Source organism: Streptomyces sp. NPDC059989 (genome assembly GCF_042736975.1).
Classification (GTDB): Bacteria; Actinomycetota; Actinomycetes; order Streptomycetales; family Streptomycetaceae; genus Streptomyces.
In genome coordinates this window covers 103346-121500 of record NZ_JBHWUO010000011.1, presented here as the reverse complement: position 1 = coordinate 121500, position 18155 = coordinate 103346, and the positions used below count along the sequence as shown (strand labels likewise).

General features: G+C 70.8%; 15 protein-coding genes. 12 read left to right on the top strand and 3 right to left on the bottom strand.

What is annotated here, in order from left to right:
• The first annotated feature begins 121 nt into the window (after positions 1-121).
• Both ACFWBN_RS12625 and tesB read left to right on the top strand, forming a co-directional pair.
• Positions 122-1279: an acyl-CoA dehydrogenase family protein gene (locus tag ACFWBN_RS12625; RefSeq protein ID WP_385174930.1), complete on the top strand. Its 1158-nt coding sequence runs from the start codon at positions 122-124 to the stop codon at positions 1277-1279.
• Positions 1280-1306: 27 nt separating this feature from the next.
• On the top strand, positions 1307-2185 hold the full coding sequence (gene tesB / locus ACFWBN_RS12620; protein ID WP_385174927.1) for an acyl-CoA thioesterase II: 879 nt from the start codon (positions 1307-1309) through the stop codon (positions 2183-2185).
• A gap of 12 nt (positions 2186-2197) precedes the next feature.
• Here the strand turns inward: tesB and ACFWBN_RS12615 are convergent, their stop codons facing one another.
• The 3 genes from ACFWBN_RS12615 to ACFWBN_RS12605 all read right to left on the bottom strand — a co-directional run bounded on the left by ACFWBN_RS12615 (position 2198) and on the right by ACFWBN_RS12605 (position 4737).
• On the bottom strand, positions 2198-3010 hold the full coding sequence (locus ACFWBN_RS12615; RefSeq protein WP_385174924.1) for a DUF4253 domain-containing protein: 813 nt from the start codon (positions 3008-3010) through the stop codon (positions 2198-2200).
• Between the two features lie 282 nt (positions 3011-3292).
• A complete protein-coding gene (locus ACFWBN_RS12610) occupies positions 3293-4102 on the bottom strand; it encodes a phosphatase (protein ID WP_385174921.1) in 810 nt (269 codons plus the stop codon).
• Positions 4103-4158: 56 nt separating this feature from the next.
• On the bottom strand, positions 4159-4737 hold the full coding sequence (locus ACFWBN_RS12605; RefSeq protein WP_385174918.1) for a TetR/AcrR family transcriptional regulator: 579 nt from the start codon (positions 4735-4737) through the stop codon (positions 4159-4161).
• 99 nt (positions 4738-4836) lie between these two features.
• On the opposite strand from ACFWBN_RS12605, the gene ACFWBN_RS12600 reads away from it, so the two are divergent.
• The 10 genes from ACFWBN_RS12600 (at position 4837) to ACFWBN_RS12555 (ending at position 18154) form a co-directional block, all read left to right on the top strand.
• A complete protein-coding gene (locus ACFWBN_RS12600; RefSeq protein ID WP_385174914.1) occupies positions 4837-6453 on the top strand; it encodes a carboxyl transferase domain-containing protein in 1617 nt (538 codons plus the stop codon).
• A 16-nt stretch (positions 6454-6469) separates the two neighbouring features.
• Positions 6470-8572: an acetyl-CoA carboxylase biotin carboxylase subunit gene (locus ACFWBN_RS12595; protein WP_385174911.1), complete on the top strand. Its 2103-nt coding sequence runs from the start codon at positions 6470-6472 to the stop codon at positions 8570-8572.
• Entirely contained in the window at positions 8569-9501 is a 933-nt protein-coding gene (locus tag ACFWBN_RS12590) for a hydroxymethylglutaryl-CoA lyase (protein WP_385174908.1), read from the top strand. The genes ACFWBN_RS12595 and ACFWBN_RS12590 overlap by 4 nt, the downstream gene beginning before the upstream one ends.
• Before the next feature lie 8 nt (positions 9502-9509).
• Positions 9510-10670, top strand: coding sequence for an acyl-CoA dehydrogenase family protein (locus ACFWBN_RS12585; RefSeq protein ID WP_385174905.1), 1161 nt, complete (start codon positions 9510-9512; stop codon positions 10668-10670).
• Positions 10671-10813: 143 nt separating this feature from the next.
• Complete coding sequence (locus tag ACFWBN_RS12580; RefSeq protein ID WP_385174902.1) at positions 10814-11854, top strand: ABC transporter substrate-binding protein; 1041 nt, start codon at positions 10814-10816, stop codon at positions 11852-11854.
• Between the two features lie 41 nt (positions 11855-11895).
• On the top strand, positions 11896-12831 hold the full coding sequence (locus ACFWBN_RS12575; RefSeq protein WP_385174899.1) for a siderophore-interacting protein: 936 nt from the start codon (positions 11896-11898) through the stop codon (positions 12829-12831).
• 167 nt (positions 12832-12998) lie between these two features.
• A complete protein-coding gene (locus tag ACFWBN_RS12570) occupies positions 12999-14489 on the top strand; it encodes a pyridoxal phosphate-dependent decarboxylase family protein (RefSeq protein ID WP_385174897.1) in 1491 nt (496 codons plus the stop codon).
• Positions 14473-15774, top strand: a complete 1302-nt coding sequence (locus tag ACFWBN_RS12565; RefSeq protein WP_385174894.1) for a lysine N(6)-hydroxylase/L-ornithine N(5)-oxygenase family protein — start codon at positions 14473-14475, stop codon at positions 15772-15774. The genes ACFWBN_RS12570 and ACFWBN_RS12565 overlap by 17 nt, the downstream gene beginning before the upstream one ends.
• Positions 15771-16376: a GNAT family N-acetyltransferase gene (locus ACFWBN_RS12560; RefSeq protein ID WP_385174891.1), complete on the top strand. Its 606-nt coding sequence runs from the start codon at positions 15771-15773 to the stop codon at positions 16374-16376. Before ACFWBN_RS12565 ends, ACFWBN_RS12560 begins: the two co-directional genes overlap by 4 nt.
• Entirely contained in the window at positions 16373-18154 is a 1782-nt protein-coding gene (locus ACFWBN_RS12555) for an IucA/IucC family protein (RefSeq protein WP_385174888.1), read from the top strand. Before ACFWBN_RS12560 ends, ACFWBN_RS12555 begins: the two co-directional genes overlap by 4 nt.
• The last annotated feature ends 1 nt before the right edge of the window (position 18155 follow it).

The window sequence follows — 18155 nt, the reverse complement described above, 5'->3', positions numbered from 1 at the left end:
CGCAGAAAGGTTTCCGGGGGTGCGTCACACGCCCTGGACAGCCGGAGTAACTGCCGGGTAACTTAGCTATGAGCAAGCGCTTAGGCATAGACTGGCGGACCAGGGATCAAGGAGGCGGCTCGTGCGCCGTACCGTATTCAACGAGGACCACGAGGCGTTCCGGGAGACCATCCGCGCCTTCATCGAGGCCGAGGTCGTCCCCGTCTACGACGAGTGGTTCGCCGCCGGCCAGGCGCCGCGCGAGTTCTACTACAAGCTCGGCGAGCTGGGCATCTTCGGGATCAACGTCCCCGAGGAGTTCGGCGGCGCGGGCCTGGACACGCACAAGTTCGAGGCCGTCCTCTACGAAGAGACCTCGCGCGCGGGCGTGAACTTCGGCGGCTCCGGCGTGCACGTGCTGCTCGCCCTGCCCTACATCAAGATGCTGGCCGACGACGAGCAGAAGAAGCGCTTCCTGCCGAAGTTCGTCTCCGGTGAGGAGATGTGGGCGCTGGCGATGACCGAGCCGGGCACCGGCTCCGACGTCGCGGGCATGAAGACCACCGCCAAGCTCTCCGAGGACGGCACCCACTACGTCCTCAACGGCGCCAAGACCTTCATCACCGGTGGCGTGCACGCCGACCGCGTGATCGTCTGCGCCCGCACCTCCGCCCCGAGCGCCGAGGACCGCCGCTTCGGCATCTCCCTCTTCGCCGTGGACACCAAGTCCGAGGGCTACTCGATCGGCCGCAAGCTGGACAAGCTCGGCCTGCGCACCTCCGACACCGCCGAGCTGGCGTTCGTCGACGTGAAGGTGCCGGTCGAGGACCTGCTCGGCGAGGAGAACAAGGGCTTCTACTACCTCGGCGCCAACCTGCCCTCGGAGCGCTGGGGCATCGCCTTCGGCGCGTACGCGCAGGCCAAGGCCGCCATCCGGTTCGCCCAGCAGTACGTGACGGAGCGCACCGTCTTCGGCAAGCCGGTCGCGCACTTCCAGAACACCAAGTTCGAACTGGCCGCCTGCCAGGCCGAGGTGGACGCCGCCGAGGCCGTCGCCGACCGCGCCCTGGAGGCCCTGGACGCCGGCGAGCTGACCGCCGCCGAGGCCGCCTCCGCGAAGCTCTTCAACACCGAGGTCGCGCACCGCGTGATCGACAAGTGCCTCCAGCTGCACGGCGGCTACGGCTACATGAACGAGTACCCGATCGCCCGTCTGTACGCCGACAACCGCGTGAACCGCATCTACGGCGGCACCAGCGAGGTCATGAAGTCGATCATCGCCAAGTCCATGGGCCTGTAAGTCCGTTAAGGCACTTACCCTTCCCCCATGAACGAGGCACTGACGTCGCTCCTCGATCTGCTCGACCTGGAGCAGATCGAGGAGAACATCTTCCGCGGTACCAGCCGGCCTTCCCTGGTACCGCGCGTCTTCGGCGGTCAGGTCGCGGCCCAGGCGCTGGTCGCGGCCGGCCGGACCGTTCCCTCGGACCGCACCGCGCACTCGCTGCACTCGTACTTCCTGCGCACCGGGGACACGAGCGCGCCGATCGTCTACTCGGTGGACCGGATCCGCGACGGGCGCTCCTTCACCACGCGCCGGGTCGTCGCCGTCCAGCACGGCCAGCCGATCTTCCACCTCTCCGCGTCCTTCCAGAAGTACGAGGAAGGCCTCGACCACCAGGTCGCGATGCCGTCGGCCCCGGACCCGGAGTCCCTGCCCACGGCGGCCGAGTCCCTGCCCGCGTACCGGGAGATCTTCCGCGACCCGGGCACGGTGGAGCGGCTGATCGAGACGCGCGAGGCGGTGGACCTGCGGTACGCCACGACCCCGCCCTGGGGCAGCGTCGGCGAGCCGGTGGAACCGCGCTCGCAGGTGTGGTTCCGCACGGCCGGCAAGCTGGAGGGCGACGACCCCCTGCTGCACACCTGCCTGGCCACCTACGTCTCCGACATGACCCTGCTGGACTCGGTACTGCTCGCGCACGGCCGGGGCGGCTGGGCGGTGGGTGACGTGGTCGGCGCCTCGCTGGACCACGCGATGTGGTTCCACCGGCCGTTCCGCGCCGACGAGTGGCTGCTGTACGACCAGGAGTCGCCGTCGGCGGCCGCCGGGCGGGGTCTGGGGCAGGCGCGGATCTGGACGCAGGACGGCCGGCTGGCCGTGACCGTCATCCAGGAGGGTGTCGTACGCGTTCCCCGCGGATGACGCGGCCGCTCCCTAATCCCACCAGAACGACCAGTGCGCCGAGCCGGCCACCGCCTCCTCGGCGTAGGCGCTGACGGTGCCCGAGCCCTGCCAGACGTTGTCCGGGCAGAACGCGAAGTGCTCCGCGGCCAGGGTCAGGGCCTCGGCGAGCGTTCGGGGCGGGGCCTGGACGTACAGATCGAGGCGGTCGAAGCCGAGGGCGAGGACGCGGGCGCCGTAGCGGTCCTCCCAGGAGCGCAGCACGGCGCTGATCCTGGCCGTGTCGGTCTCGTGGTTGAGGGGGCCGGACCAGCCGAGCACGGCGGGTACGTCGGCGCCCCGCCGGGCGGGGACCAGGGCCAGCCGGGGGCGGCCCAGCCGGCCGTCCCGGATGAGCGCGCCGGCGAGTCCGTCGGCCGCCGCGTCCGCGTCCGCGGTCCCGGTCGGTGTCCCGGCCGGGGCGAGGCCCGGCCAGTCCCTCCCGAAGGGGGCGATCAGCTCCTCGCCCTCCTCCCCCTCCTCCGGGTCCGGGATCACCGCTCGCCAGAAGTCCGGCAGGACCGACTCGGCGTCGTGGTCGTCGGGGTCGGACGCCCGGGCCGGGTCCAGGGCTCCGGTGCTCCACCAGCCCTCCGGTCCGGGCCGGTCGTGGAACAGCACGGCCTGCAACCCGGCGGGCACCGGGTAGGAGGCCGCCGGGGCGTCGACGGGCTCGTCGGAGAGCCACAGCAACGGCTCGGGCCTGGGCCGGCGGAGCCTGCGTCTCCTGGGCCGGCTGACCAGACTCCCAGCGGGCAGCCCCGGGAAGGATCCCAGCGCGGACAGCGGATTCGGGGCATCGCTCATGGCGGGGACCGTAGCGGCTCCCACTGACAGGGCCCGGAGCCTGCGACATCAGCTGCGGCGCCGCCGCCTGGGGCTCCGCCCCAGCCCCGCGCCTCAAACGCCGGCGGGGCTGGAATTGCCCTGCGGTCAATCCAGCCCGCCTGGGCGCAAGGTGGCGCTACGCGCACTTGCAAGCTGAGGGCGGCCAAATCCAGCCTCGCCGGCGTTTGAGGCGTGGGGGTCCCCCCGGACGGAGTCTGGGGGAGGGTCCGGGGCGGAGCCCCGGCAACGGCGCCGCACCCGCTACGCGACGCCCCGCAGGCCCGCCGTGGCCAACAGGTAGGCCACCACCGGGTCGTAGAACCGCGGGTCGCGGACGTGGTCGTCCAGGGGGACCGCCACCTGGAGGGTGCCCTCCGCCTCGCCGAGGAAGAGCGCCGGGTCGTTGCAGTCGGCGTAGCCCACCGCGTCCAGGCCCCGCTGGGCCGCGCAGCCCGCCCAGCCGTGGTCGGCGACGACGAGGTCCGGCTGGGGGCGGCCCGCCGCGGCCAGCCCGTCCAGGATCGCGGCCATCGGCTCCGGCGAATGCGTGTGCCACAGCGTCGCACCCCGTTCCAGTACGGCCACGTCCGCGAACTGCCACACCGAGCCCTCGTCGGCCGTCAGCCCGGCCGGGATGACGACGATCTCGCAGCCCGCCGCGCGCAGGGCGTCCGCCGTGGCCCGGTGGACGTCCAGCAGCCCGCCCGGGTGCCCGGTGGCCAGCAGCACGCTCTGCCGGTCCATCGCCGCCTTCCGCAGCCGCGCCGCCATCCGGTCCAGGCCGGCCACGGTCAGCTCCGGGTCGATCGTGTCCTGGCCGGCCCGGTGCGAGGGATCGTCCACGACGCCGACGCGCTCGGCCATCACCGCCAGGACGTCCTGCTCGTCGGTCCACCGGTCGCCCAGTTCCAGGCCGAGCCAGTAGTGCCGGTCGCCGTTGGCGAGCTTCCTGTAGTGGGAGAGGTTGTTCTCCCGCGGGGTGGCGACCTGCCCCGCGATCCGCGTGCGGACCAGGTGGTCGATGAGTTCGGCTCGGCTCGGCGTCTCTATCGGCTTCGGCATGCGGGCCATTCTGCCGCCGCCCGGGCGGAGGCGCCTCGTCCATTCCAGCTTGCGGACGCGCCGGCTCACCCCGACAGCGCCCCGAACGCCCCGTGCGCGAGCCGCCGGAGCAGCGACTCCGTCGCCTCCCGCCCCAGGGCCGCCAGGTGCGGGGTGGAGTTGAGCAGGCCGAAGACCGCGTGCACGGAGACCCGTACCTCCGCCTCGCCCACCTCCGGGTGCAGTTCCCGTACGACGTCCACCCACAGCTCCACGTACTGCCGCTGCAACTGCCGTACGAGCTTGCGGTCGGCCTCGCGCAGCCGGTCGAGCTCCCGGTCGTGCAGGGTGATCAGCGCCCGGTCGTCGAGCGCGAAGTCGATGTGCCCGTCGATGAGGGAGGACAGGACCAGGGCCGAATCGCCCGCCGCCTCCTCCACCCGGCGCCGGCCGCCGGTCAGCAGCCGTTCGCTGATGCCGACGAGCAGCTCGGCGAGCATGGCGTCCTTGCCCGCGAAGTGCCGGTAGAGGCCGGGGCCGCTGATGCCCACCGCGGCCCCTATCTCGTCGACGCCGACGCCGTGGAAGCCGCGCGCGGCGAAGAGGCGGGCGGCCTCATTGAGGATCTGCTCGCGACGGGTCGGGGCGGCCGCTCTGGTGCTCATGGGAAACCATTCTAGACAGGGCCGTTAGCGGTCGTTAACCTAGGCGGTACATGCGTTAACGCTCATTAACAGCGTGCACCGAGCAAGGGAGCTCGACCGATGCAGCAGGCACCAGTGCTGACGAGCGCCGCGGACCCGGCGTCCGAGGCCTGGCGGACCAACGAGGCCGCCCACCGCGAGCTCACCGAGGGTCTGCGGGCCCGGCTCGACGCGGCCCGGCTCGGCGGAGGCGAGAAGGCCCGCGCCCGCCACACCGCCCGCGGGAAGCTCCTCCCGCGCGACCGCGTCGACACCCTCCTCGACCCCGGATCCCCCTTCCTGGAGCTGGCCCCGCTGGCCGCCGAGGGGATGTACGGGGGCGCGGCCCCCGCCGCCGGGGTCATCGCGGGCATCGGCCGGGTCAGCGGCCGCGAGTGCGTCATCGTCGCGAACGACGCCACCGTCAAGGGCGGCACGTACTACCCGATGACCGTGAAGAAGCACCTGCGCGCCCAGGAGGTGGCCCTGGAGAACCGTCTCCCCTGCCTCTACCTGGTCGACTCGGGCGGCGCCTTCCTCCCCATGCAGGACGAGGTCTTCCCCGACCGGGAGCACTTCGGCCGCATCTTCTACAACCAGGCCCGCATGTCGGGCGCCGGCATCCCGCAGATCGCCGCCGTCCTCGGCTCCTGCACGGCGGGCGGGGCGTACGTCCCGGCCATGAGCGACGAGGCCGTCATCGTCCGCGGCCAGGGCACGATCTTCCTCGGCGGCCCGCCGCTGGTGAAGGCCGCCACCGGCGAGGTGGTCACGGCCGAGGAGCTGGGCGGCGGCGAGGTCCACTCGCGGATCTCCGGCGTCACCGACCACCTCGCGGAGGACGACGCGCACGCGCTGCGGATCGTACGGAACATCGTGGCGACCCTGCCGGAGCGCGCGGCCCTGCCCTGGTCGGTCGAGGCTCCCGAGGAGCCCAAGGTGGACCCGTACGGCCTGTACGGCGCGGTCCCCGTCGACTCCCGCACCCCGTACGACGCCCGCGAGATCATCGCGCGGATCGTGGACGGGTCCCGCTTCCAGGAGTTCAAGTCGGAATTCGGGCAGACGCTCGTCACCGGCTTCGCCCGGATCCACGGGCACCCGGTCGGGATCGTCGCCAACAACGGCATCCTCTTCTCCGAATCCGCCCAGAAGGGCGCCCACTTCATCGAGCTGTGCGACCAGCGCGGCATCCCCCTCCTCTTCCTCCAGAACATCTCGGGCTTCATGGTCGGCCGGGACTACGAGGCGGGCGGCATCGCCAAGCACGGCGCCAAGATGGTCACGGCGGTCGCCTGCACCCGGGTCCCGAAGCTGACCGTGGTGGTCGGCGGCTCGTACGGCGCGGGCAACTACTCGATGTGCGGCCGGGCCTACTCGCCGCGCTTCCTGTGGATGTGGCCCAACGCGAAGATCTCCGTCATGGGCGGCGAGCAGGCGGCCTCCGTCCTGGCCACGGTCAAGCGGGACCAGATCGAGGGCGCGGGCCAGGAGTGGCCGGCCGAGGACGAGGAGGCCTTCAAGGCCCCGGTCCGGGCGCAGTACGAGGAGCAGGGCAACGCCTACTACGCCACGGCCCGGCTGTGGGACGACGGGGTCATCGACCCGATGGAGACCCGGCAGGTGCTGGGACTGGCCCTGACCGCGTGCGCGAACGCCCCGCTGGGCGACTCCGCTTTCGGCATCTTCCGTATGTGACGTGAGGACCTCTTCGATGTTCAGCACTGTTCTGGTCGCCAACCGGGGCGAGATCGCGGTCCGGGTCATCCGCACGCTGCGGGAGCTCGGGGTGCGGTCCGTGGCCGTCTTCAGCGACGCGGACGCGGACGCCCGTCACGTACGGGAGGCCGACACGGCCGTCCGGATCGGCCCGGCGGCGGCTGCCGAGAGCTACCTGTCCGTGGAGCGGATCCTCGACGCGGCCCGGCGGACGGGCGCCGAGGCCGTGCACCCCGGCTACGGCTTCCTCGCGGAAAACGCGGCCTTCGCGCGGGCCTGTGCCGAGGCCGGGCTGGCCTTCATCGGGCCGCCCGCTTCGGCGATCTCCCTGATGGGCGACAAGATCCGGGCCAAGGAGACGGTGAAGGCGGCGGGCGTGCCCGTGGTCCCCGGCTCGTCCGGGAGCGGCCTGTCCGACGCCGAACTGGCCTCGGCCGCGGCCGGGATCGGCATGCCGGTGCTGCTGAAGCCCTCGGCGGGCGGCGGCGGCAAGGGCATGCGGCTGGTCCGCGACGCGGCCGTGCTGGCCGAGGAGATCGCGGCGGCCCGCCGCGAGGCGCGGTCGTCCTTCGGCGACGACACGCTGCTGGTCGAGCGGTGGGTGGACCGGCCGCGGCACATCGAGATCCAGGTGCTGGCGGACGCGCACGGAAACGTGGTCCACCTGGGCGAGCGCGAGTGCTCGCTCCAGCGGCGGCACCAGAAGGTGATCGAGGAGGCGCCGAGCGTCCTGCTGGACGAGGAGACGCGTGCGGCGATGGGCGCGGCGGCGGTGGAGGCGGCCCGCTCGTGCGGGTACGTCGGCGCGGGCACGGTGGAGTTCATCGTCCCGGGCGGGGACCCCTCCTCGTACTTCTTCATGGAGATGAACACCCGCCTGCAGGTCGAGCACCCGGTGACGGAGCTGATCACGGGCCTGGACCTGGTGGAGCTGCAACTCCGGGTGGCGGCGGGCGAGCCGCTTGGGTTCAAGCAGTCGGATGTCACCCTGACGGGCCACGCGATCGAGGCCCGCGTGTGCGCGGAGGACCCGGCGCGGGGGTTCCTGCCGTCCGGCGGTACGGTCCTGGCGCTGACCGAGCCGTCGGGCGGGGCGGTCCGTACGGACTCCGGCCTGACGGCGGGCGTGCCGGTGGGGTCGACGTACGACCCGATGCTGTCGAAGGTCATCGTCCACGGGCCGGACCGGGCCTCTGCCTTGCGCATGCTGCGCGCGGCCCTTGCCGACACGGTGATCCTGGGCGTCCAGACCAACGCCGGTTTCCTGCGTCGCCTGCTGGCGCACCCCGACGTGGTCTCGGGCGACCTGGACACGGGCCTGGTCGAGCGCGACCTCCCGTCCCTCCTCCCGGAGTCGGTGCCGCCGGAGGTGTACGCGGCGGCGGCAATGCTGTCTGTCCCCCACCCCGCCCCTTCCCGGCGTACCGAATATGCGGCTCCGCCGCGTGGGGGCTCCGCCCCAGACCCCGGTCCTCAAACGCCGGACGGGCTGAAAACGTGGGTCGACCCGTTCGACGCAGCCAACGGCTGGCGCCTGGGCGGTACCCCCGCCTGGACGGTGCACCACTTCCGCCTCCCGGGCCAGGACCCCGTAACCATCGAGACTCGGCTCGCCGGGGCAGATCCAGCCTCGCCGGCGTTTGAGGCGCGGGGTCTGGGGCAGAGCCCCAGCGCACCGGCCCGCGGCCGGATCATCACCCGCACCCCCGACACCGTCACCATCGAACTCGACGGCGTCACACACCGGTTCAGCCACGCCCCCTCCCCGGAGGGGACCTGGCTCGGACGCGACGGGGACAGCTGGCACGTCCAGACGTACGACCCCGTAGAGGCGAACCTTCGCGGCGGGACAAGGACCGGCGCCGACACCCTCGCCGCCCCCATGCCCGGCACCGTCACCGTCGTCAAGGTGGCCGTCGGCGACAAGGTGACCGCCGGTCAGAGCCTGCTGGTCGTCGAGGCCATGAAGATGGAGCACGTCATCTCCGCCCCGCACGCCGGGACCGTCACCGAGCTCGACGTCACCCCCGGCACCACCGTCGCCATGGACCAGGTCCTGGCCGTGGTCACCCCGGACGAGGAGGAGAAGACCGCATGAACGGCCTGCCCATGACCGTCCCGGACCCCGGTCTGCCGCCCCGGGTCCGGATCCACGAGGTCGGCGCCCGCGACGGGCTGCAGAACGAGAAGACGGCCGTACCCACGGAGGTGAAGGCGGAGTTCATCCACCGCCTCGCCGCCGCCGGCCTCACCACCATCGAGGCCACCAGCTTCGTGCACCCCAAGTGGGTCCCCCAGCTCGCCGACGCCGAGCAGCTCTTCCCGCTGCTCGGCGACATCGAAGCCGCGCTGCCCGTGCTCGTGCCCAACGAGCGCGGCCTCGACCGGGCCCTCGCCCTCGGGGCCACCCGTATCGCCGTCTTCGGCTCGGCCACCGAGACCTTCGCCCTGCGCAACCTCAACCGCACGGTCGCCGAGTCCCTCGCCATGTTCGAGCCCGTCGTGGCCCGCGCCAAGGAGGGCAGGGCGCACGTCCGCGGCTACCTCTCGATGTGCTTCGGCGACCCCTGGGAGGGCCCTGTCCCCGTCCACCAGGTCGTCCGCACCGCGCAGGCGCTGCTCGACCTCGGCTGCGACGAGCTGAGCCTCGGCGACACCATCGGCGTCGCCACCCCCGGCCACGTCCAGGAGCTGCTCAGCAGCCTCAACGAGGCGGGCGTCGGCACCGACCGCATCGGCGTGCACTTCCACGACACCTACGGCCAGGCCCTGTCCAACACCCTCGCCGCGCTCCAGCACGGCGTGACCACCGTCGACGCGTCCGCCGGCGGCCTCGGCGGATGCCCGTACGCGAAGAGCGCCACGGGCAACCTCGCGACCGAGGACCTGGTGTGGATGCTCGACGGCCTCGGCATCGAGACCGGGGTCGATCTGGCCGCCCTCACCGCCACGAGCGTGTGGATGGCCGAACAGCTGGGCCGTCCCAGCCCCTCCCGTACCGTCCGCGCCCTCTCCCACAAGGAGTAACGAAGACCATGGCCCTCGACCACCGGCTCACCCCCGAGCACGAGGAACTCCGCCGCACCGTCGAGGCGTTCGCGCACGACGTGATCGCGCCCAAGATCGGCGATCTGTACGAGCGCCACGAGTTCCCGTACGAGATCGTCGCCGAGATGGGCCGGATGGGCCTGTTCGGCCTGCCCTTCCCCGAGGAGTACGGCGGCATGGGCGGCGACTACCTCGCCCTCGGCATCGCTCTGGAGGAGCTGGCCCGCGTCGACTCCTCGGTCGCCATCACCCTGGAGGCCGGGGTCTCCCTCGGCGCCATGCCCCTCTACCTCTTCGGCACCGAGGAGCAGAAGCGGGAGTGGCTGCCGCGGATGTGCTCCGGGGAGATCCTGGGCGCCTTCGGCCTGACCGAGCCCGGCGCCGGCAGCGACGCGGGCGGCACCCGCACCACCGCCGTCCGCGACGGCGGCGAGTGGGTCATCAACGGCTCGAAGTGCTTCATCACCAACTCCGGTACGGACATCACCGGTCTGGTCACCGTCACCGCCGTGACGGGCCGCAAGGCGGACGGCCGCCCGGAGATCTCCTCGATCATCGTCCCGTCCGGCACGCCGGGCTTCACGGTGGCCGCGCCCTACTCCAAGGTCGGCTGGAACGCCTCGGACACCCGCGAGCTGTCCTTCGACGGCGTACGGGTCCCCCTCGCCAACCTGGTGGGCGAAGAGGGCCGCGGCTACGCCCAGTTCCTGCGCATCCTCGACGAGGGCCGGATCGCCATCTCCGCGCTCGCGACGGGCCTGGCCCAGGGCTGTGTGGACGAGTCGGTGAAGTACGCCAAGGAGCGGCACGCCTTCGGCAAGGCGATCGGCGACAACCAGGCCATCCAGTTCAAGCTGGCCGACATGGAGATGCGCGCCCACATGGCCCGCATCGGCTGGCGTGACGCGGCCTCCCGCCTGGTGGCCGGCGAGCCCTTCAAGAAGGAGGCGGCGATCGCGAAGCTGTACTCCTCCACGGTGGCCGTCGACAACGCCCGTGACGCGACGCAGATCCACGGCGGCTACGGGTTCATGAACGAGTACCCCGTGGCACGCATGTGGCGGGACTCGAAGATCCTGGAGATCGGCGAGGGCACGAGCGAGGTCCAGCGCATGCTGATCGCGCGCGAGCTGGGCTTCGCCGGCTAGCCGCAGCGCTCGTACGTCCGCAGGTCAGCGCGAGGGGGGCCCAAAAAACTTAGGGCCCCCTTACCGTTTTCGGCCAAGGTTAGGCTAACCTTCCCTCCGAACGGCCCCGTGGCCGCCCTGCACGCACGAAAGCGGACATCGACATGCCCAAGTCCCGAAGCTTCTCCCTCTCCCGTCGCGGATTCGTCGCGGCCGGCGGCGCCCTCGGCCTCGTCGCGGCGCTCGCCGCGTGCGGCGGCACCGACTCGGCGAAGGGTGACGGCGACAAGGACAAGGGCTCCGCGGCCTCCGGCCCCTGGACCTTCACGGACGACGCCCTGAAGAAGGAAGTCAGCCTCAAGGCCAAGCCGAAGAACATCGTCGCCTTCACCGGCACCGCCGCCGCGCTGTACGACTACGGCATCCCGGTCAAGGGCGTCTTCGGCCCGACCAAGACCGCCGACGGCAAGCCCGACGTCCAGGCCGGCTCGATGGACATCTCCAAGGTCGAGATCCTCGGCAACGTCTACGACGAGTTCAACGTCGAGAAGTACGCCGCCCTCCAGCCCGACCTGCTCGTCACCAACACCTGGGACGGCAGCTACTGGTACGTGCCCGAGGCCTCCAAGGACAAGATCCTGAAGCTGGCCCCGGCCGCCGCGATCGGCGTGGGCGGCGACGTCTCCATGGACAAGGCCCTGGAGCGCACCGCGGAGCTCGCCAAGTCCCTCGGCGCCGACCTGAACTCCAAGACCGCCGTCGACGGCAAGGCCCGCTTCGAGGCCGCCGCCGCGAAGGTCCGCGAGGCCACCAAGGCCAACCCGGGCATCAAGGTCCTCGCCGGCTCCGGCTCCGCCGACCTGTTCTACGCCTCGACCGCGGACACCTCGGCCGACCTGAAGTACTTCAAGTCCCTCGGCGTCGAGTTCATCACTCCGGACAAGCTGGACGAGGGCGGCTTCTTCGAGAGCCTGAGCTGGGAGAACGCCGGCAAGTACAAGGCCGACCTCATCCTGCTCGACAACCGCACCGGCACCCTGCAGCCCGAGGAGCTCAAGGCCAAGGCCACCTGGGCCGAGCTGCCCGCGGTGAAGGCCGGCCAGGTCGCCCCGCGCACCACCGAGCCGATCTACTCGTACGACAAGTGCGCCAAGATCCTGGAGGACCTCGCGAAGTCCATCCAGAGTGCCAAGAAGGTCGGCTGACCACCCTTCACGCCGGCTGACTCCCAGGGGGGACTCTCCGTATGACCGCCACCGCGTCCGACGCTCCGGCCATCGCACACTTCCGCTTCTTCGCGCTCGAAGTGCTGCGTACGCGCCGCCTCGGCCACTCGTTCCTGCGGGTCACGTTCGGCGGTGAGTCCCTCGCGGACTTCCGGTCGGGCGGCTACGACCAGAGCCTGTCGCTCTTCCTGCCGCCGCCGGGACGGGAGCACGCCGTGCTCCCGTCCACGGACGAGGACACCTGGTTCGCCGCCTGGCGCGGCATGCCGGACGAGGAGCGTCCGGTGATGCGCTCCTACACCGTGCGCGAGCAGCGCCGGACGTCCGAGGGCGTGGACGAGGTCGACATCGACTTCGTCCTCCACGGGGACCCCGCCGCGGCAGCGGCTGATGTCGCAGGGCCTGCGTCGTACTGGGCCGGGCGGGCGGTGACCGGCCGGCGGATCCTCGCGATCGGCCCGGCCGTCGCCGAGAACAAGTCGGTACGGTTCCAGCCGCCGGCCGCCACCGACGCGATCTGGATGTACGCGGACGAGACCGCCCTGCCCGCCGCGGCGGCGATCCTGGACCGGCTGCCCGCCGGGACCAGGGTCCGGGCCTGGTTCGAAGTCCCGCACGAGGACGACCGGCTGGCGCTGTCGACCCTCGCCGAGGCGGACATCACCTGGATCGTGCGCGAGAGCGCGGGCCGGGAGCGGACCGAGCAGGTGCTGGGCGCGCTGCGCGCCACCGACGCGAGCACCGGCGGACCCGCCGCCGAAGCCCCGTACGTATGGCTCGCGGGCGAGGCGGGCACGATCCGCGCGGTGCGCCGCCACTTCGTGCAGGAACGTTCCATCGACCGCCGCGCGGTGCGTTTCACCGGCTACTGGCGACTCGGTGCGAGCGAGGAGGAATTGCTCGCCGAGGCGTACGCGGGCAAGGCCCCGAGCGAGGACCCCGCGTCCGCGCTCTAGCGGACGGCAACACCCGCCGTTCATCAGGCATTTGAGAAGGGCCCCGGCTGTAGCCGGGGCCCTTCTCCATTTGGAGATCGAGTTAGGTTAGGCTAACCTAATCAACGCCCCACCGCCCCCACCAGCCCCACCAGCCCCCCTTCTCCCCCCTGCCCGGAGGAAAGTTGATGCGCCAGCATCTGCTGAACGAGACGACCGCGGACATCTACCGGCGTTCTGTCACCGAGGGCGTCGACCGTGTCGCCGCCAAACTCGCCACCACCGAACGGCCCCACACCGGTATATCCGTCGACGAACTCGCCCCGGTCATCAACGGGATCGACCTCGACACCCCGCTGGCCGACGCCTCGGCCGCGCTGGCCGAGCTGGAGGACGTCTACCTCCGCGACGCCGTCTACTTCCACCACCCGCGCTACCTGGGGCACCTCAACTGCCCGGTGGTCATCCCCGCGGTGGTCGGCGAGGCCGTCCTCTCCGCCGTCAACTCCTCCCTCGACACCTGGGACCAGTCCATCGGCGGCACGCTCATCGAGCGCCGCCTGATCGACTGGACCGCCGGCCGCATCGGCCTCGGCGAGGGCGCGGACGGCATCTTCACCTCCGGGGGCAGCCAGTCCAACTTCCACGCGCTGCTGCTGGCCCGCGACGAGGCCTGCCGGATCGTCATGAAGCGCGCCCTGGACGCGGGAATCGGCCTCACCAAGGCCGAGCTCCTCCCGAAACTGCGCATCTTCACCTCCGAGGCCAGCCACTTCAGCGTGAAGAAGTCGGCCGCCATGCTGGGCCTGGGCTACGAGGCCGTCATCTCCGTCCCGGTCGACCGCAACCGCCGGATGGACACCTCGGTCCTCGCCCTGGAGCTGGAGAACTGCGCCGCCGAGGGCCTCTTCCCGATGGCCGTCGTCGCGACCGCCGGCACCACGGACTTCGGGTCCATCGACCCGCTCCCCGAGATCGCCCGCCTGGCCGACGAGCACTCCGCGTGGATGCACGTGGACGCCGCGTACGGCTGCGGACTGCTGGTCTCCCCCACCCGCCGGCACCTCCTCGACGGCATCGAGCGCGCCGACTCGGTCACGGTCGACTACCACAAGTCGTTCTTCCAGCCCGTCAGCTCCAGCGCCATGCTGGTCCGCGACCGCGACACCCTCAAGCACGCCACGTACCACGCGGACTACCTCAACCCGCGCCGCATGGCCGAGGAGCGGATCCCGAACCAGGTCGACAAGTCCATCCAGACCACGCGCCGCTTCGACGCCCTCAAGCTCTGGATGACCCTGCGCATCATGGGCGCCGACGGCGTCGGCTCCCTCTTCGACGAGGTCGTCGACCTGGCCGCCGCCGGCTACGACGTCATCACGGCCGACCCGCGCTTCGAGGTCGTCGTCAAGCCGCAGATCTCCACCCTCGTCTTCCGCTTCCTGCCCGGCGAGGAGGTCCCGGCCGAGCTCGTCGACGAGGCCCAGCTCCACGCCCGCAAGGCGCTCTTCGCCTCCGGCGAGGCCGTAGTCGCCGGCACCAAGGTGGACGGGAAGCAGTACCTGAAGTTCACCCTCCTCAACCCGCAGACCACGACGGCCGACATCGCTGCCGTCCTCGACCTTCTCGCCGCACACGCCGAGCAGTTCCTGGGAGAATCCCTTGCCGTCCACCACTGAGCCCCACGATTTCATCGGTATCGGCCTCGGTCCCTTCAACCTGGGACTCGCCTGCCTGACCGCGCCGATCGACGAGCTGGACGGCCTGTTCATCGAGTCGAAGCCGCACTTCGAGTGGCACGCGGGGATGTTCCTGGACGGCGCACACCTGCAGACGCCGTTCATGTCGGACCTGGTCACGCTCGCCGACCCGACCTCGCCCTTCTCCTTCCTGAACTACCTGAAGGACAAGGACCGGCTGTACTCCTTCTACATCCGGGAGAACTTCTACCCGCTGCGCGCCGAGTACAACGACTACTGCCGCTGGGCCGCCGACCGGCTCGACAACGTCCTGTACTCCACCTCGGTCACCGAGGTCACCTACGACGAGCGGGTCGGCCTCTACGAGGTCCACACGGACAAGGGCGAGACCCACCTGGCCCGCCGCCTGGTCCTGGGCACCGGCACCCCGCCCTTCGTCCCGGAAGCCTGCGCCGGCCTCGGCGGCGACTTCCTGCACAACTCCGCCTACATGCAGAACAAGGCGGAGCTGCAGAAGAAGAAGTCGATCACCCTGGTCGGCTCCGGCCAGAGCGCCGCGGAGATCTACTACGACCTCCTCGCCGAGATCGACGTGCACGGCTACCAGCTCAACTGGGTCACCCGCTCCCCGCGCTTCTTCCCCCTCGAATACACGAAGCTGACGCTGGAGATGACCTCCCCGGAGTACGTGGACTACTTCCACGCCCTCCCCGAGGACACCCGCTACCGGCTGGAGACCCAGCAGAAGAACCTCTTCAAGGGCATCGACGGCGACCTGATCAACGCCATCTTCGACCTGCTGTACCAGAAGAAGATCACCATGCCGGGCCCGGTCCCGACCACCCTGCTGACCAACACCTCGCTGAACAGCACGGCGTACGACACCACCACGGGCACCTACACCCTGGGCCTGCGCCAGGAGGAGCAGGAGCGGGACTTCGCCCTCTCCACCGAGGGACTGGTCCTGGCCACCGGCTACAAGTACGCCGTCCCGGACTTCCTCGCCCCCGTGCGCGAGCGGCTGAACTTCGACGGCCGCGGCCGCCTGGACGCCGCCCGCAACTACAGCGTCGACACCACGGGCCGCGGGGTGTACCTCCAGAACGGCACGACCCACAACCACTCCCTGACCTCGCCCGACCTGGGCATGGCCGCGTACCGCAACGCGTACATCGTCTCCGAGCTCCTCGGCCGCGAGTACTACAAGGTCGAGAAGTCCATCGCGTTCCAGCAGTTCGCAGCCCCGGAAGGCACGCACGTATGAGCACCACCGACACCCTCTTCACCCGGACGGACCCGGCCCTCGGGACCTTCTCCATCCGCCCGCTGGACCCCTTCGCCGACGCGGAGCTGCTGCACGGCTGGGTCACGCACCCCAAGGCCTCCTTCTGGATGATGCAGGACGCCTCGCTGCCGGACGTCGAGCGCGAGTACATGCGCATCGCCGCGCACGAGCACCACCACGCCTTCATCGGCCTCCACGAGGGCCGTCCCGCCTTCCTGATGGAGAGCTACGACCCGAGCGAGCTGGAACTGGTCGGCCTGTACGACGCCCAGCCCGGCGACGTCGGCATGCACTTCCTCGTCGCGCCGAGCGACCGGCCCCTCAGCGGCTTCACCCGCGCGGTGATCACGACGGTGATGGCCGCCCTCTTCGGCGACGCGGAGACGGAGCGGGTCGTGGTCGAGCCGGACGTCCGCAACAAGGCCGTGCACACCCTCAACGAGGCGGTCGGATTCGTCCCCGAGCGCGAGGTCCGGAAGCCGGAGAAGGTCGCCCTGCTCAGCTTCTGCACCCGCGCCCGGTTCGAGGCCGCCACCGGCATCACCCAGACCGCTCCGATCACCGAGGAGGCGTCGATATGAGCCTGGCCGACGCCATCTCCCACCTCTCCCCCGAGCTGTGGGCCCGCGCGAACCGCGCGCTGGTCCGCAAGGCGCTCGCGGAGTTCTCCCACGAGCGCCTGCTGACCCCGAAGCCGCTGGGCGAGGACCGCTACTCGGTCCTCAGCGACGACGGCTCGGTCGAGTACCGCTTCACGGCCGCCCTCCACTCCCTGGACCACTGGGCGGTGGAGGAGAACTCCATCACCCGCCACAAGGACGGCGGTCAGGCCGAGCCGGACGCCCTCGACTTCCACATCGAGTTCCAGCAGACCCTGGGCCTGAGCGCGGAGGTCCTGCCCGTCTACCTGGAGGAGATCTCCTCCACCCTGGCCGGCACGGGCTTCAAGTACACGAAGCCGCAGATCCCCTCCTCCGTCCTGGCCAAGTCCACCTTCCAGGACATCGAGACGGGCATGACCGAGGGCCACCCGTGCTTCGTGGCCAACAACGGCCGCCTGGGCTTCGGCGTGCACGAGTACCTCTCGTACGCGCCGGAGACCGCGAGCCCGGTCCACCTGGTGTGGGTCGCCGCCCGCAAGGACGTCTCCACCTTCACGGCGGGCGCGGGCCTGGACCACGACGCGTTCATGCGCGCCGAACTGGGCGAGTCGGCCGTCGCCGGCTTCGCCGCCAAACTGTCCGCCCTGGACCTGGACCCGGCGGACTACCACTTCCTCCCGATCCACCCCTGGCAGTGGTGGAACAAGACCACGGTCACCTTCGCGGCCGAGATCGCCAACCGCCGGCTGGTCCTGCTGGGCGAGGGCGAGGACGCGTACCTGCCCCAGCAGTCGATCCGCACCTTCTTCAACACCACCACGCCGACGAAGCACTACGTCAAGACGGCCATCTCGGTGTTGAACATGGGCTTCATGCGGGGCCTCTCCGCCGCCTACATGGAGGCCACCCCGGCCATCAACGACTGGCTGCACCAGCTGATCGAGTCGGACGAGGTCCTGAAGTCCGTCGACTTCTCGATCATCCGCGAGCGCGCGGCGATCGGCTACCACCACCGCCAGTACGAGCGCGCGACGGACCGCTACTCCCCGTACCGCAAGATGCTGGCCGCCCTCTGGCGCGAATCCCCGGTGGACTCCCTCCGGGACGGCGAGCGCCTGGCGACGATGGCCTCCCTCCTCCACGTGGACGCGGACGGCAAGTCCTTCGTCGGCGCACTGATCGAGGAATCGGGCCTGACCCCGGCGCAATGGCTGAAGCCGTACCTGAAGGCCTACCTCCTCCCCCTCCTCCACTGCTTCTACCAGTACGACCTCGCCTACATGCCGCACGGCGAGAACACCATCCTGGTCATCAAGGACGGTGTGGTGGAGCGTGCGATCTTCAAGGACATCGCCGAGGAGATCGTGGTCATGGACGCGGACGCGGTCCTGCCGCCCGCGGTCGAGCGCATCAAGGCCGACATCCCGGAGGACATGAAGCTCCTGTCCATCTTCACGGACGTCTTCGACTGCTTCTTCCGCTTCCTGGGCTCGATCCTGGCGACGGAGGGCATCTGCGAGGAGGACACCTTCTGGCAGGCGGTGGCGGACTGCGCCCACGACTACCAGGACTCGGTCCCGGCCCTGGCGGACCGCTTCGCCCGCTACGACCTCTTCGCGGACGAGTTCCAGCTGTCCTGCCTGAACCGCCTCCAGCTGCGTAACAACAAGCAGATGGTCGACCTCGCCGACCCGTCGGCGGCCCTCCAGCTGATCGGCACCCTCAAGAACCCCGTCGCGCCCTTCGCGCGCCGGTGAT